The 14,972-nt window shown below is 55.7% G+C and carries 12 protein-coding genes and 1 pseudogene; 7 read left to right on the top strand and 6 right to left on the bottom strand.

Annotated elements, in window-relative coordinates; all coding sequences use genetic code 11:
- Positions 1-12: 12 nt before the first annotated feature.
- Together hisS and PKY88_11635 are read right to left on the bottom strand one after the other, a co-directional pair.
- A complete protein-coding gene (gene hisS, locus PKY88_11640; GenBank protein ID HOQ05853.1) occupies positions 13-1,299 on the bottom strand; it encodes a histidine--tRNA ligase in 1,287 nt (428 codons plus the stop codon).
- Complete coding sequence (locus PKY88_11635) at positions 1,296-1,757, bottom strand: YkgJ family cysteine cluster protein (GenBank protein HOQ05852.1); 462 nt, start codon at positions 1,755-1,757, stop codon at positions 1,296-1,298. Before PKY88_11635 ends, hisS begins: the two co-directional genes overlap by 4 nt.
- A 163-nt stretch (positions 1,758-1,920) precedes the next feature.
- Between PKY88_11635 and PKY88_11630 the strand changes: the two genes are divergently transcribed.
- Positions 1,921-3,072 carry an AI-2E family transporter gene (locus PKY88_11630; GenBank protein HOQ05851.1) on the top strand — a complete coding sequence of 384 codons (1,152 nt, stop codon included), beginning with the start codon at positions 1,921-1,923 and terminating at the stop codon, positions 3,070-3,072.
- Positions 3,073-3,107: 35 nt separating this feature from the next.
- Here PKY88_11630 and gcvPB read toward each other — a convergent pair whose 3' ends face one another.
- From gcvPB to gcvT, 4 genes and pseudogenes are all read right to left on the bottom strand, one after another.
- Positions 3,108-4,586, bottom strand: a complete 1,479-nt coding sequence (gcvPB, locus tag PKY88_11625) for an aminomethyl-transferring glycine dehydrogenase subunit GcvPB (protein ID HOQ05850.1) — start codon at positions 4,584-4,586, stop codon at positions 3,108-3,110.
- A 5-nt stretch (positions 4,587-4,591) separates the two neighbouring features.
- Positions 4,592-5,923 carry an aminomethyl-transferring glycine dehydrogenase subunit GcvPA gene (gene gcvPA, locus PKY88_11620; GenBank protein ID HOQ05849.1) on the bottom strand — a complete coding sequence of 444 codons (1,332 nt, stop codon included), beginning with the start codon at positions 5,921-5,923 and terminating at the stop codon, positions 4,592-4,594.
- Between the two features lie 48 nt (positions 5,924-5,971).
- Positions 5,972-6,361, bottom strand: a complete 390-nt coding sequence (gene gcvH / locus PKY88_11615) for a glycine cleavage system protein GcvH (protein HOQ05848.1) — start codon at positions 6,359-6,361, stop codon at positions 5,972-5,974.
- Between the two features lie 41 nt (positions 6,362-6,402).
- A pseudogene (gene gcvT, locus PKY88_11610) lies at positions 6,403-7,538 on the bottom strand (glycine cleavage system aminomethyltransferase GcvT).
- A gap of 274 nt (positions 7,539-7,812) precedes the next feature.
- On the opposite strand from gcvT, the gene PKY88_11605 reads away from it, so the two are divergent.
- The 6 genes from PKY88_11605 (at position 7,813) to PKY88_11580 (ending at position 14,970) form a co-directional block, all read left to right on the top strand.
- Positions 7,813-9,045 (top strand): aminotransferase class I/II-fold pyridoxal phosphate-dependent enzyme, encoded by a 1,233-nt coding sequence (locus PKY88_11605; protein ID HOQ05847.1) that lies wholly within the window; start codon positions 7,813-7,815, stop codon positions 9,043-9,045.
- A gap of 541 nt (positions 9,046-9,586) precedes the next feature.
- Positions 9,587-10,219, top strand: coding sequence for a PEP-CTERM sorting domain-containing protein (locus PKY88_11600; GenBank protein ID HOQ05846.1), 633 nt, complete (start codon positions 9,587-9,589; stop codon positions 10,217-10,219).
- A complete protein-coding gene (locus PKY88_11595) occupies positions 10,216-10,932 on the top strand; it encodes a PEP-CTERM sorting domain-containing protein (GenBank protein HOQ05845.1) in 717 nt (238 codons plus the stop codon). Before PKY88_11600 ends, PKY88_11595 begins: the two co-directional genes overlap by 4 nt.
- Positions 10,933-10,986: 54 nt before the next feature.
- A complete protein-coding gene (locus tag PKY88_11590; protein HOQ05844.1) occupies positions 10,987-11,625 on the top strand; it encodes a hypothetical protein in 639 nt (212 codons plus the stop codon).
- Between the two features lie 345 nt (positions 11,626-11,970).
- The gene (locus PKY88_11585; protein HOQ05843.1) at positions 11,971-13,713 is read left to right on the top strand and encodes an ATPase, T2SS/T4P/T4SS family; all 1,743 of its coding nucleotides are present in this window, start codon (positions 11,971-11,973) and stop codon (positions 13,711-13,713) included.
- A gap of 18 nt (positions 13,714-13,731) precedes the next feature.
- Entirely contained in the window at positions 13,732-14,970 is a 1,239-nt protein-coding gene (locus tag PKY88_11580) for a type II secretion system F family protein (protein ID HOQ05842.1), read from the top strand.
- Positions 14,971-14,972 lie beyond the last annotated feature (2 nt).

Here is a 14,972-nt window from a genome sequence, read left to right as displayed (position 1 = left end):
AAAGAGAGCGGATTACACCCGCTTCAGGGAAGCGAGAAACTCGTCTGTGGCGACTTCTTCCTGTCGGCCGCTCTTCATTTCTTTAACTACCAATTTCCCGGCGGTGTACTCCTGGCCCAAAATAACCGCCCGCTCGGCCCCCGACTGGTCGGCCTGTTTTAACTGCTTGCCCAGATTCCCGCCCTTATAGCTGAAATCACAGGCCCAGCCCGCCAGACGAATCTGCGCCGCCAGCCGCACCGCCTCCGAGGCCCACTGCTCTGCGGCAAACACCACATAATAATCCAGCCGGCGGGTCGGCAGATTCTCATCCTTCAAAAGCCCCTTTTCCCGCAAGAGAATCTCGAGAACACAATCACCCATCCCCATCCCCGTCGCCGATACGGCCGGCCCCCCGAAATCCTTGAGCAGATTGTCATAGCGGCCGCCTCCGCAAATCGCCCGCAGCGACGCCCCTCGGTCATAAATCTCGTACACCACGCCGGTATAATACGCCAGTCCCCGAACCACCCCGATATCAAACTGGACATAATCGCCGATTCCCATCAGGTTCAGCAGCGAAAACAGCCGACGCAGCTCCTCCATTGCATCCTTCCCTTCCGAGGTTTTCGGCTCCAGTTCATCCAGACTTCGGCTGTTCATTATCTGCAGAATCCGCCCGCGCGTCTGGTCCGACGGCACCGCCTCCTGAAGCATCGCTTCAAACACCTCCGTCGGCACTTTGGCCTTCTTGTCCAACACCCCGTAAATGGCTGTAAGCTGCTCCGAAGACGCCCCAGCTTCCTCCAGCAGGGCCGCCAGCAGCCGCCGGCTCGAGAGCCGCACCACAATATCCTGCGCCGTCAGCCCGGTCGAACGAAGATAATCCACCGCACAAAAGATGACCTCTGCATCCGCCAGCACATCCTCCGCCCCGACGATATCCAGATTCCACTGGAAAAACTCCCGCAGACGCCCCTTCTGGGGCCGCTCCGCCCGGCAAAGCCGCGGCACGGAAAACCATTTGATCGGACGCGGCAGCGTATGAATCTGCTGATTGACCATTCGGGCCAGCGTCGGCGTCATCTCCGGACGAATCGCCAGCTGCCGGCCGCCCCGGTCCGTCAGTGAAAACAGCTGCTCAACGATTTCTTCGCCGCTTTTGATTTGATACATCGAAAGATATTCAAAAATCGGGCCGTCATATTCCTCAAAGCCGCTTCGGCAGGAGGCCGCCTTCCATCCTTCGACAATAAAATTGCGCACCGCCATCTGCGGCGGATAAAAATCCCGTGTTCCTTTGACCGGCGGTATCTTCACGAGCGACCCTTTCGCCGAACGGTTTTTCTGGCTTTCTTCCTGTCCGTTTCTATCTTTTCGAGCCGTTTTAGCACATCGGACCCGAAACGCTTCTGCATATACTCAACCATCTGTTCATCATGGAGGAAATGCAGTTTGTACCCATACTCGCTGCTGGTTTTTTCACAGTTCCGCGTATGGTACGTTCGGCAGATGCGCGGACGCAGCGGATACTGGCGGCACCGATTGTTTCGGGTCAGATATCTGCAGCGATTGTCCACCTGAAGGTACCAATCGCCTTTTTCCACAAAAACGGAAACGCCCCGATGGCTCAGATACCAGCGGATATCATCATAATCCTTCCAGGTTTTGGGCGTATCAATCGGCAGGGCAAAATACCGGCAGCACAAGCCGTTGCAGTCGCAGCAATCCGCCCCTTCTGTTTTCTTCTTCTTTTTGCTTTTTTTCTGAACCGGCACAATCCGCTCCGTTTTGCTGAAGACTCACTCAGAAACGCGGATTATACCACCCCCGCCCGCCCCGTCAAGAATACCGCTTTTCGGAACGGCCTTGACAGAATTGCAGTCGGGGACTATTGTCTTCTCCAAACGGGCATTTACTTTCGATTGAGGAAATCCGGGTATGACAGCACAGCCGTCTTCGCATTCGACCCACACCGGTTCGTCCGGAACTTCCACTATCTCGCAGATTCTCATTCCTCTGGCGGCCCTTGTGATTATCATTGCGGGTCTGCGGGCGGCTGTCTCCATCATTGTGCCGTTCCTGATGGCCGTCTTTCTGGCCATTATCGCCACACCGGCTCTTTTCTGGCTCCAGAAGAAGCGGATTCCCACCGGTCTTGCCGTCTTTATCCTCTCCGCCGTCATTCTGATTGCCGGCCTGCTCCTGGGAGCCCTGCTGGCCGCCACCATTGCCGATTTTACCCGCGCTCTGCCGGAATTTGAAAAAAATCTCCAGAAAACCATCGTGGAATGGACGGAATGGTTTTCGCCTTCGCCCGTTTCCGACAGCAGCCCGTCCGGCGAAGAATCCATTGGCCGCCGAGCCGAGGAAAAAGTCCATGCAATCCTCCGTCTGATTCAAAATTCCATCCAGCGGTATATCCATCCGAACGAAATCGTAAACATCCTCAAAGACCTGCTTTCTCAGCTGGGCGGCATTCTGACCAACGGCTTTCTCATCTTCCTGACAACGGTTTTTATTCTGCTGGAGGCCTCCATTCTGCCGGCCAAAATCCGAGCCGCTATGCAGCAGTCGCCCCAGACCTTTGAAAATCTTGCCCGAATGGCCGACGATGTCAAACGCTACCTGGCCATCAAAACCGCCATCAGTCTGCTGACCGGCCTGCTGATTACCATCTGGCTGATTGTTTTGAAGGTCAATTATGCTGTCCTGTGGGGGCTGATTGCCTTTTTGCTGAATTTTGTCCCGACTATCGGCTCGCTGGTGGCCGCTGTGCCCGCCGTCCTGATGGCCCTCCTCCAGGGCGGCCCCGGTACCGCCCTTCTGACGGCTTTGGGCTATTTAGTCGTCAATGTAGTGCTCGGAAATTTTATTGAACCGCGAATGCTCGGCAGACACCTGGGACTGTCCGTGCTGGTGGTTTTCCTGTCTTTGGTTTTCTGGGGCTGGATTCTGGGGCCCTTCGGGATGCTGCTGGCCGTTCCCCTGACAATGCTGGTCAAAATCATCCTCCAGAGCCGTCCGGACACCCAATGGCTGGCCACCCTGCTCGGTTCTGAAAAACCGTCACTGCCGACCGGCAAAAAATAAACCGCCGCCGTGCCCTTTGTTTCTTTGGTCTTTTCCTACAGGCAGGCGATATTCAGTTCCCGGGCCGCTTTGGTCTCATCCAGCCGTCCGACCGGCGTTGTCATCGGAGCAGCCTTGAGGGTTTCCGGCTCTGTTCGGGCTTTTTGTGCAATCGCAATCATCGCCTCGATAAACGCATCCAGCGTCTCTTTGCTTTCGCACTCCGTCGGCTCAATCATCAGCGATTCTTTCACAATCGTCGGGAAATACATCGTCGGCGGATGAAAGCCCGCATCAATCAGCGCCTTGGCGATATCGAGGGCGTGAATGCCGCTTTCTTTGACCTGGCGGGCCGCACTTAACACACACTCATGCTTGCAGATGCCCGGATGCGGCAGGTCGTAATACGGTTTCAGTTTTTCCTTAATATAATTGGCATTGAGCACGGCGTTTTCCGCCACCCGCTCCAGCCCCTCCCGGCCCAGCATCAGCAGATACACATACGCCCGCAGAATGACCCCGAAATTACCGTAAAACGGCGCGATATATCCGATCGACTTGGGGCGATTGTACTCCAGCGCATACGTCCCGTCCTCGCGTTTGACCACAACCGACACCGGCAGATAATCCACAAGTTTTTCCACCACCCCGACCGGACCGGCGCCGGGCCCGCCCCCGCCGTGCGGCGTTGCAAAGGTCTTGTGCAGATTCACATGGACAATATCGAAGCCCAAGTCCCCCGGCCGCACCTTGCCGACAATCGCATTCAGATTCGCCCCGTCATAATAGGCCAGTCCATCGACGGAATGCACCAGCTCGCAAATCTCCTTGACATGCGGATTAAACAGCCCCAGCGTATTCGGGCAGGTGAGCATAATGCCCGCCGTCTCTTCGTCCAGCATCGCTTTCAGCGCCGACAGCGACATACACCCGTGCTCATCGCTGGGCACCGTCTTAACCGTATAGCCCGCAATCGCCGCACTGGCCGGGTTCGTCCCGTGGGCACTGTCCGGCACCAGCACCGTCGTTTTGTGATTGCCCCGGTCGCGGTGATAGGCCGCCATCATCATAATCCCCGTCAGCTCCCCGTGAGCGCCGGCCATCGGCTGCATCGTAAACGCCGCCATCCCGCAGATTTCCCGCAGCATCAGGTCCGTCTCATACAGCACCTCCAGCGCCCCCTGCGTGAGCATTCCGCCGCCCCGCAGCTGCGGCAGAAGCGGATGCAGATGCGCAAAACCCGGATACGACGCAATCCGCTCGCAGACCTTCGGGTTGTATTTCATCGTGCACGAGCCCAGCGGATAAAAATTCGTATCCACACCGTAATTGCGCCGCGACAGCTCTGTAAAATGCCGCACCACATCCAGTTCCGACAGCTCCGGCAGGGCCGCCGGCTGCGCCCGCAGGTATTCTTTCTTCAGATGAATGCTCGTCGGCACATCCGATTTCGGAATCCGCAGGCCCCGCCGTCCCGCCGCACTTTTTTCAAACACCAATTTCATCGCCTTTTCTTTCCTTTGTTTATGCCGCAGCGGTTTTATAAAATCGCCTCCAGCTCTTCGGCCAGCATTCCGATTTCCTGTTTGGTGCGCTTTTCCGTCACCGCAATCAGCAGCGAATTGTTCATCCCCCTGTAATAGCGGCTCAGGGGGAATCCCGCCGCATACCCCCGCTCAATCAGTTTGGCCGCCGCCTCCGCCGCCTCGCACGGCAAATCCAGCACCATCTCATTAAAAAACCACTGGGCCGGAAAATGCGGCCGCACCCCGGGAATCGCCGTCAGCCGCTGATAGGCATAACTGGCCTTGTCTGCACACAGCTGCGCCGTCTCCCGAAGTCCCTCTTTGCCCAGCAGACACAAATACACCAGCGCCGTGAGGGCACAGAGCGCCTCATTGGAACAAATATTCGAGGTCGCCTTGTCGCGGCGAATATGCTGCTCCCGCGCCTGAAGCGTCAGCACAAATCCGCGCCGCCCCCGGGCATCGGTCGTCTGCCCGACAATTCGTCCGGGCATCTGACGCACATACTCCTTCCGCGTCGCCATAAAGCCCAGATACGGCCCCCCGAAGCACATCGGCAGCCCCAGACTCTGCCCTTCCCCCGTTACAATATCCGCTCCCATCGCCCCCGGGGCCTTCAAAATCCCCAGCGAAATCGGATAGCAGGAGACAATCAGCAGCGCCCCTTTCGAATGCGCCGCCTCGGCCAAATCCGTAAAATCATCGATGCACCCGAAAAAGTTCGGATTCTGCACAATCACCGCGGCGGTCTGCTCATCGAGGGCCCTGCGGATCGCCTCCCGATTGGCCAGCCCGCCGGCGTTTTCCGTTTCCGTCAGCTCAATCTTCAGATTCCGCGTATAGGAATGCAGCATCACCCGATAAATGGGATTGACCGAATCATCCACAATCACCTTGTTGCGGCGCGTCAGCCGAAGCGCCATCATCATCGCCTCATACAGCGCCGTTCCCCCGTCATACAGCGAGGCATTGGAGGCCTCCATCTCCGTCAGCCGGCAGATGACGGACTGAAACTCATAAATCGCCTGAAGCGTGCCCTGCGACACCTCCGGCTGATACGGCGTGTAGGCCGTATAAAATTCGCTTCGGCTTGTCAGGGCATACACTGCCGCCGGAATGAAATGGTCATAAAACCCGCCGCCCAGAAAACAGGTCAGATGGATAAAATTCTTGGAGGCAATCGACGCCAGACGGCTGCGCACCTCCTGCTCGCTTAAGCCCTCCGGCAGATTCAGCGGTCTGCACCGCAGTGACGGCGGGATATCGGAAAACAAATCCTCCGGCTTGAGCCCAATCTCCGCGAGCATTTGAGCCCGCTGCTGGTCCGTATGGGAAATATAAGGCATCCTGTCCTCAAGAAAAAAGGGGCAAAAAGAATCGGTCCAAACGTGCGGCTACTCTGCTTCCGTCTCCAAAAACTGCTTGTATTCCCTGGCATCCATCAGATCCTCAAATTCCGACGGATTGGAGGCCTTGATTTTAATCAGCCAGCCCTCCTCATAGGGGTCCTCCTTGAGCATGTCCGGATTATCCGCCGCCGCCCGATTGACCTCCACAATCTCACCGCCCAGCGGGGCATACAAATCGGAAGCCGCCTTCACAGACTCCACCACCCCGAACGTGCCTCCCTGTTCGACCGTATCTCCCACCTCCGGCAGCTCCAAATAAACGATATCCCCCAGCTGCTCGAGGGCGTAACTGCTCAAACCGACGGCAAAAACTCCCCTGCCTTCGTCTTTGGCCCATTCATGGGTCCTTAAGTATCTGGCTTCCGGGTCAATCATTCTGCAAACCTCCGATATCAAATCAAAAATATCGTCGTTTTTTACACCACCGCAAACGTAACGGGGCCGCAGGAATTGTCAAGATTTCTTTTTACAACCTCGGCCTCGACCCGCCGCCCCCGCAGGTCAATCTCAATCAAAGCCCCCGCCCCCAAAGGCCCTTCCAGCATCGCCAGACCGATGGCACGCTGGGCCGTTTGACCGGAAAAATGGGCCTCCCATCCCGCCCCATGACCGCAGTGATGCGGGCAGGACACTTCTCGCGGCACCCAGTACGGCACGACCGTGCCGCTGGTGACACGTCCGATTTCCCGCAGACCCTGGAAAACCGCTGCCCCGGCCCGTACGACCCCCTTGCCGAGAACACGAAACGCGCAGAGCCCTTTTTTTAAAGTTCGGCTTTGCTCCTCGAGGGCCTCCCGGCCGATAAAACGACGTTCCGGGTCTTTTAAGTTCACCCCAACCTTTGCCGCCGGACAGGCCAAAATTGGAATCTCCTGTCCCATCACATCCCGGCCGTATTCATGCCCATACAGCGGCAACGACGCCTCCAGACGAAGCGTATCCCGAGCCCCCAATCCAACCGGACAAGCCCCCCTCTCTAAAAGCAGACACCAGAGCCCCTCCGCTGCCTTAGCAGGAACAAACAATTCAAAACAGACCGGTTCCCCCGTATAGCCCGTCCGCCCGACAAGCACCTCACAGCCGGCAATGCGAACCGCCCCGAGCGCATTTCGCTTCGGTTCCGGCAGCTGCCCCCCTTCCAGCACCCCCGAAAGAATGTTTTCAGATTGGGGGCCCTGAAGGGCAATCATGGCCAGCTCCTCGCTGACATTTTTGAGCTGAATCCCCCCACCCATTTCTCCGGCCTTTCGCCGCAAATATTCCCAGTCCTTATAGGTATTGGCCGCATTGACAACCAGGATCCACTGTTCCGGCGAAAAACGATACAGATAGGCATCGTCAATCGCCCCCCTGTCTCATCCGCCAGCAGGGTATAATGAGCCCGCCCGACCGGCAAAGCTCCCGCATCATTGGTTAGAACCCATCGCAAAAACTCCAGTGCCCGCCGGCCCGTGATTTCAAAACGCCCCATATGAGATACATCAAACAAACCGGCTGAACGCCGCGTCTCCAAATGTTCCTGCAGAATCCCCTTCTGGTACTGTACCGGCATATGCCAGCCGGCAAAATCCACCAGACGTCCTCCGCATTCCAGATGGCAATCATACAAAACCGTCCGCTTCACAACTCAGCCCTGCCTTTCCGCAATCCGAAATCTTTCCAATCGGACAAGACCTGCAAGTTTCGGACATTCTATACAGATTTTCCGCATCGGCAAATCGAAAAATCAAACCTTTCTCTTCTTGTATGCCGATGGTTTACAAAAGCCGCCTTATCGGTTAAATTGGAAAATCAAAAATCAAAACCTAAAAAACGGACCACAAAAAATGGACGAGTTTGTAATTGAACCTTCTTCGAGAATCAAACGGCTGCCGCCGTATTTGTTCGGACGCTTAAACGCCCTTAAACTCGAAAAACGCCGGCAGGACATCGACATCATCGACCTCGGCATGGGCAACCCGATGGACGGGGCACCGGACCTGGTCATCGACAAACTCTGCGAGGCTGCGCGCGACCCGCGCAACCACCGCTACAGCGCCTCCAAGGGCATCTTCAATCTCCGCCGCGAGATGGCCCTTAAATACGAGCGAAAATGGAATGTCTCCCTCGACCCGGAAACCGAAGTCCTCGCCTGCATCGGCTCCAAAGAGGGCTTCAGCCATATGTGTCTGGCAATGCTCGGCCCGGGTGATACGGCTGTCGTGGCCGACCCGGCCTTCCCCATCCACATTTACGGCGTCGCTCTGGCCGGCGCGAATGTCATCACCGTCCCGCTGGGCAATGACCAGAAGTTTCTGGATACCATTGCGATGGTCTGCGAGCACCTGTTCCCGCGGCCCAAACTGCTGATTCTCAATTATCCGCATAACCCAACCGGAATGACCGTCGAGGAAGGATTCTTTGAAACCGTTGTGGATTTGGCCAAGCGTTTCCAAATCGCCGTCATTCACGATTTCGCCTACGGAGAGACCTGCTTTGACGGCTACAAAGCCCCCAGCTTCCTGTCCGCCAAGGGCGCCAAAGACGTCGGCGTCGAGTTCACCACGCTCAGCAAGCCCTATGGAATGGCGGGCTTTCGAATCGGGTTTGCCGCCGGCAACCGAAAAATGATTGAGGCCCTGGCTACGATTAAGGGCTATTACGACTACGGCATCTTCCAGCCCATCCAAATCGCCAGCATTATCGCGATGCGTCATTGCGACGACCACATCCGAATTCAAAACGAAAAATATCAGGCCCGACGCGATATCATTTGCGAAGGCCTCAAACGAATCGGGTGGGAAGTGGATGTCCCCCGCGCTTCGATGTTTGTTTGGACGAAATTTCCCGTCGAACATTCCAAAGGGAAAGGCAGCATCGATTTTGCGATGGAGCTGCTCGAAAATGCATATGTCGCCATGGCCCCCGGCCGCGCCTTCGGAGAAAACGGCGAATACCACATGCGCATCGCCCTGGTGGAGAACGAACACCGGCTTCGTCAAGCCGTTCGGAATATCGGACGCTACCTTCAGGGCAAACCCGTCCCCGGAAAACGACGGAAACAGATGCAGATTCCTTAGACGGCCCTGTCGGCTCCATTTCCGCATCAGCATTTTTTTCGAAGGGCCGCCCTCGGCACGTCCGAAAAAAACGCCGATATGAAAGAGAAAAAACTTTTTTGATTTTTGAAAATTTTTCTCTTGACTCCAAACCGTCAATCTGGTTAAATACCAGTATCATCCAATTTGGGGAGGTCGAGGAAAGAGAAGCAGGATCATTGAAAGTGCCGAGTGAACGTGTTTTGACCCTGCACCTTTTTTTGACAAGGTTTTGTCTGCGGATGTAAGGACACATCTTACCGTTCGAAGTGGGGAGGATAGGACGCTTTCTTAGAGGAAGAGGAAACACGAGCCGGAGAGAGTCTGCGCCTGTTTTGAACAGTGCAACCCTTTCCGCACAAAACGGTGTGGTGCTCGAATTCGCCGGCGTGCGGCGGGTTCGAGTAAAAATAGCGTGTGTGTGTGGTGCAGTGTGCGTTTTGTGTGTGTTTCAGGAAGTGTGTGTGCAGTTTGCAGTCTGTGCAGTCGAACGTGTTAAATTCTTTCTTTAAGGGGAGACACTATGAAACCGATTCTAAGGCAATGCTGGATCGTTCTTCTGGCGTTGCTGGTTTCACCCATCGCTTTCGCAGGGATCACTGACGGAAGCACCCTCTATGCCTCTCTAAGTGACACCTTTGTGCCGGGTTCAGGCACAGGAGCCGCCGAGGTACTCAGCCGGGTTTATCTGGCCGGCGAAGAACACAACTACCAAGGCAATTACATCTACACCTATCTCTACACCTATCTAATCTCCGATGCATGCGTCAATCTCAGCTTTTTCTCCGTGGAGATATTACCAGACGTGGAGATTCTTGCTTATGGATGGGATGTAGACGGCAAAACTCCTTTTGTCTGGGAATCGGTCAATGACCCTGTCGAAAGCACAAATGACCCTGTCGAAAGCACAATTAAAAGCATTGAGGCGTTCTTCAAGAACCCCCTCAAGCCGGGTGACACCTCCGCAACGCTTTGGTTCATCAGTCCCCAAAAGCCCACTGAAGCAGACGGTTCATTAGCCGGTATTACAGCCGGTCAATACAATTTCCTGGTCGGCAAGGTACTCACGCCAATTGTCCCGGAACCGATGACCGCACTGCTTCTGGCTGCAGGGAGCCTGCTGAGCCGTTTTTCTCGAAAGAGAAACGCTGAATGAATGATGAACAGCATCCTCGACGAAACAATCCAAACTCTAAAAGTGAGAAGGTCATTGATATGACCCGAATCAAAACGACTTGTTTATGGCTCTTTCTTACAGGGATGCTTGCCGCCAGCCCGGCGGCGCAGGCAGCCCTTACCTACCTGCCGGACAGTTCTTATTACTCCGGGAAAACGTACTACAACGTCAATCTCGGAAACGGTCAGGTCCTCAGCGGACGCATTGAATTCGCCGTGTACGACACCTCCGCTTATCCGAGCGAATTCACAGGAACGGCCCCCGGAACCGGACGCTACATCTATGCGTACCAAATCTTCCACAACTCCGGCAGTTCCAATGCCGCTCTGACCGCGTTTGTGATTAAACAGATTGGCGACGGGGCTATTCCCGCCGACAATCCAAACAGTTACATCGGCACGAACAATACCGTCTCCGGCGTGGATGCCTCCTCGGCTTTTTTCAATGTCAGCCGAACGGAGGGCAACTGGCTGTTCGAAACCCAGAACATCCAGGCGGGGGAACATTCCGTTTTCCTGCTGGTCCGGAGCAACAGTCCGATTCAAGTCGGAACCTATAATTTGTTCCCGCCGGAGGATGAGGGTATTCCCGTCCCCGGCAATGAAGACAACGGCAATCCGATTCCTGAACCGGCAACTCTGCTGATTCTTAGCATCGGATTGGCCTCGGCGGCCGTCCGAAAAATCCATTAATCCCGACAAATGCCAACGAATGTTCCAAACTTACAATCGGCTGGGGAGACCCAAATGTCCGAAAAACGGAAAACAGCATTCAACCAAGGGATGAAGGGATTCGCGCTGGCGGTTCTGCTGGCTGCAGCGGCCGCTGCGTTCGCAGCCGACACGGATGAGAACGGTTATGCCGTGCTGATTGAACAAAGTCCGATTCACGCAGGAACGGTTAACCCCGGCTTGGGCGTCCACAAACTGGCGGTCGGCGCCACCGTAACGCTGACGGCGATGCCCAAGCCGGGCTATCGTTTCCTTTACTGGCTCGGCGATGTAAGCAACCCGGCCAGTATGGCAACCCAAATGCGTGTGGACGCCCCTAAAATCGTCATCGCCGTCTATGAGCGAGACGAATTTGAAATCCCCCTCGAAGTCAGCCGTTCATTGCCGGCGGGCGCCCCGCAGGGGGGAGCCGTTCAGACTCCTCTGGCGGTCGGTGGCGGCGGGGAAATGATGACCTACTATCCGGAAATGGAGTACGCTTCTTACACGTGGCCCAACCTGCCGGAAGAAGAAAATGACCCCTTCCCTGTTCCCGGGGACAACCCGGATCAGGATTTTCCGGTACCGGGGGATAATCCGATTTCAGAACCAACAACAGTGTGTCTGTTAGCTGCCGGGACTGTTCTGCTTCGACTCAAACGCGTATCAGGATAGACCTGCAGGCCAGGAAAGCAAACAACGAACTTATGATACGTTCTACACTGGAGCGTTAACAAGGAAAAGACACACGTTCGTTAGCACTGGAGGAGGTGTTGTGAATATGGCCGAGTGTCCCCGGACACTCGGCTATATTCGTTTGTCTATAAGCCCTTTTATATTAAAGACTTAAAAATTTCATCCCGAAAACCGTTCAAAAAAAACAGTTTTCGAAACAAACCCCCCTTTTCATACGTCTATCTTCCCGGGACAGGGCCTCCAGCAAACCTTGTCTATTCATCAAAGTCTATAAATATAAATAAGGAAGATGCCTCAGAAATTGAGAAAAAGCAGGGAATACACGTGCGAACAAAAATAGGCCAAATTCTTTGTCAACAAGGACTTATAAACGATTCACAACTGGCTGCCGCTCTCGAGTCTCAAAAACGCTCTCGAAAAAAAATCGGCCAGATTCTCCTTGAATCTGGAACCATCACAAACCGGCAGCTCATCGAATGCCTTGTCGAACAAGTTGGCATTCCGAAAAGGAATCTGGATGACATCTCAATAAAACCGGATGTTCTTCAGAAAATACCTCCGGAAATAGTCACTCAGTACAACGTTCTTCCTCTCGAACAAAGCAACGGCCGACTGACCGTGGCAATGGCCGACCCCTTCAACACGGAAGCCCTTCAAAACCTTCGGCTGGTTACCGGATGCAGCATCAGCCGCTGCTACAGCAGCCCGATGGAACTGGAGAAGGCCATCCTGAAATATTACGGCAGCAACGTCGCACGGATGCTCAAAGACCTGGCCCCCGCCGACAAGGGCTCTGCCGCCGAAATCGAAACCAACGGGGAACTGACACCTGCCAAACTCCACGAACTGGCCCGCGAACCCTCCCTGGTGAACCTGGTCAATCTGATTATTCTCGAAGCCATCGAGGCACGCGCCAGCGATATTCACATTGAGCCGTTCGAAAACTCCGTCAAAATCAAATACCGCATCGACGGCATGCTCATTGAAAAATCCGCCTCTCCCAAACGGCTTCAGGCGGCCATTCTTTCCCGCATCAAAATCATGGCCAATATGAACATCGCTGAGCGGTTTATCCCGCAGGATGGGCATATTGAGTTTCCGACCGCCCGCGGCAAAATCGATATCCGAGTCTCCACCGTCCCCAGCATCTTCGGCGAATCCGTGGTCATGCGTCTGTTGGACCGCAGCACCGCCCTGATTCCGCTGGAAGACCTCGGGATGGACAAAGAGACCCTCAAGGGATTCACCCACTGCCTGACGAAGGCCCACGGGATTGTGCTGGTGACCGGCCCGACCGGCAGCGGAAAAACCACGACGCTCTATGCCGCCCTGAACAAAATCTACGACCCGAGCCTGAAGATTATTACGATTGAAGACCCGGTGGAATATCAGCTGGAAGGCATCATCCAGATGCCGGTGAACCCCCGCCGCGGACTGACTTTCAGCCGGGGGCTTCGCCATATCCTCCGCCAGGACCCGAATATCATCATGGTCGGTGAAATCCGCGACCGCGAAACCGCCGACATCGCCATTCGGGCCGCCCTTACCGGCCATTTGGTCTTCTCCACGCTTCACACCAACGATGCCGCCGGAGCCGTCACCCGGCTGATTGATATGGGCGTGGAACCCTTCCTGCTGGCCAGCTCCCTTGAAGGTGTTTTGGCACAGCGGCTCGTGCGGAAGATTTGCCCCTTCTGCAAAGAACGCTACACCCCCGACCCGCATCTGCTCGAAACGCTCACCAACTCCATCTCCATCGGGCCTGATGCCGTTCTTTACCACGGACGCGGCTGTGAAGAGTGCAGCCAGACCGGAATGAAGGGCCGAATCGGAATCTTTGAACTGCTGCGCATCACGGAACCTCTGCGAAAACTCATCGCCCAGCGGCCCACAACCGACCAAATCCTCCAAGCCGCACCCGAGGACCATACGTCCATGCGTCACGACGGAATCCAGAAAATCCTCAAGGGCATCACAACTCCGGAAGAGGTTTTGCGCGTCACACAGGGAATGGAAGAAGAAGACCGCGCCGAAAGCAGCGGTACCGCCCCTGTCGAAACTTCATAAAAAAACAGGAATCTTCGGATGATTCGGTTTTCGTACAAGGCAGTTTCAAAGGAAGGCACACCCGCCGCCGGCATCATTGAAGCCGTGGATAGAAAGAGTGCAATCTCCCTGCTGGCCCAGAAGGGACAGTTTGCCCTCGAAATCCAGGAAGCCGTGCCGGGCGCAGCCCCTCAGGCGGCCCCCCTGCAGGAAACACAGCCCCTTTTTGTCTCAAACCGAATCAGCAGCCGAGATATTCTTCTGGTCACTGAACAAATCACCACGGCGCTGCGGGCCGGACTGCCGATTCTCCAGACCCTCGAAATTGTCGCCCAGCAGCAAAACAAACTGCCCATCCGGCGGATTCTCGAACAGCTGGCTCAGGCCGTCCGTTCCGGACGCTCCTTGTCCGAAGCCATGGCCGAATACCCTGCTGTTTTTCCCGCCTTGTACCGTTCGATGGTCCAGGTCGGCGAAACCGGCGGCATCCTCGAAGACACCATGCAGCAGCTGGTCCGGCTGCTGTCCCGTGAACACAAAATCCAGTCCAGCTTCAAAAACGCCTCGGCCTATCCGATTTTTGTCCTGACGGTCGGACTGATTTCCATCATTGTGATCCTGGTCTGGATTCTTCCCCAGCTGATTGAAGCCCTGGGCACGGAACCGTCTGCGCTGCCCCTGCCGACGCGAATCCTGATGGGCACCAGCCATTTTCTGCTCTATTACGGCTGGCTTCTGGCTGCCGGACTGACCGCGGCTCTTTATGCCTTCCTCCGCTGGAAACGCACAGACGAAGGCCTGCTTCAATGGGATGCCTTCAAACTGCGGGTTCCGCTGCTGGGACCGGTTCTCCGAACCCTTTCCGTCGGCCGTTTCGCCCGGACCCTCGGCTCCCTGACCAAATGCGGCATCCCCATCCTCGAAGCCCTTCGCGTCGTCCGCGATACCCTCGGCAACGAGGTGCTTGCCCGGCAAATCGACCATGTCTGTGAGGAGGTCAAAGCGGGCAGCGACCTGGCACGACCGTTGGGGCAATCCGGTCTGTTTGACCCTCTGCTGGTTCAAATCGTTTCCATCGGTGAACAAACCGGCAAGCTCGATGAAATGCTCCTGCAGGCCGCCGATACCTTCGACGAACAGGCCGATTCCACCCTGCAGCGGTATATGTCGCTCGTGCCGGCCCTGCTGATTCTGATGCTGGCTGCCGTTATCTTTTTCCTGATCGCCGCCACCCTCCTGCCCGTCATTGGAATGGATTTAAGCGTCTTCAGCCGTTAGCG

This window comes from Anaerohalosphaeraceae bacterium, from assembly GCA_035378985.1.
Taxonomy (GTDB): domain Bacteria; phylum Planctomycetota; class Phycisphaerae; order Sedimentisphaerales; family Anaerohalosphaeraceae; genus JAHDQI01.
Note: the sequence above shows the minus strand (reverse complement) of the source record. Positions and strands in the feature narration are given on the sequence as shown.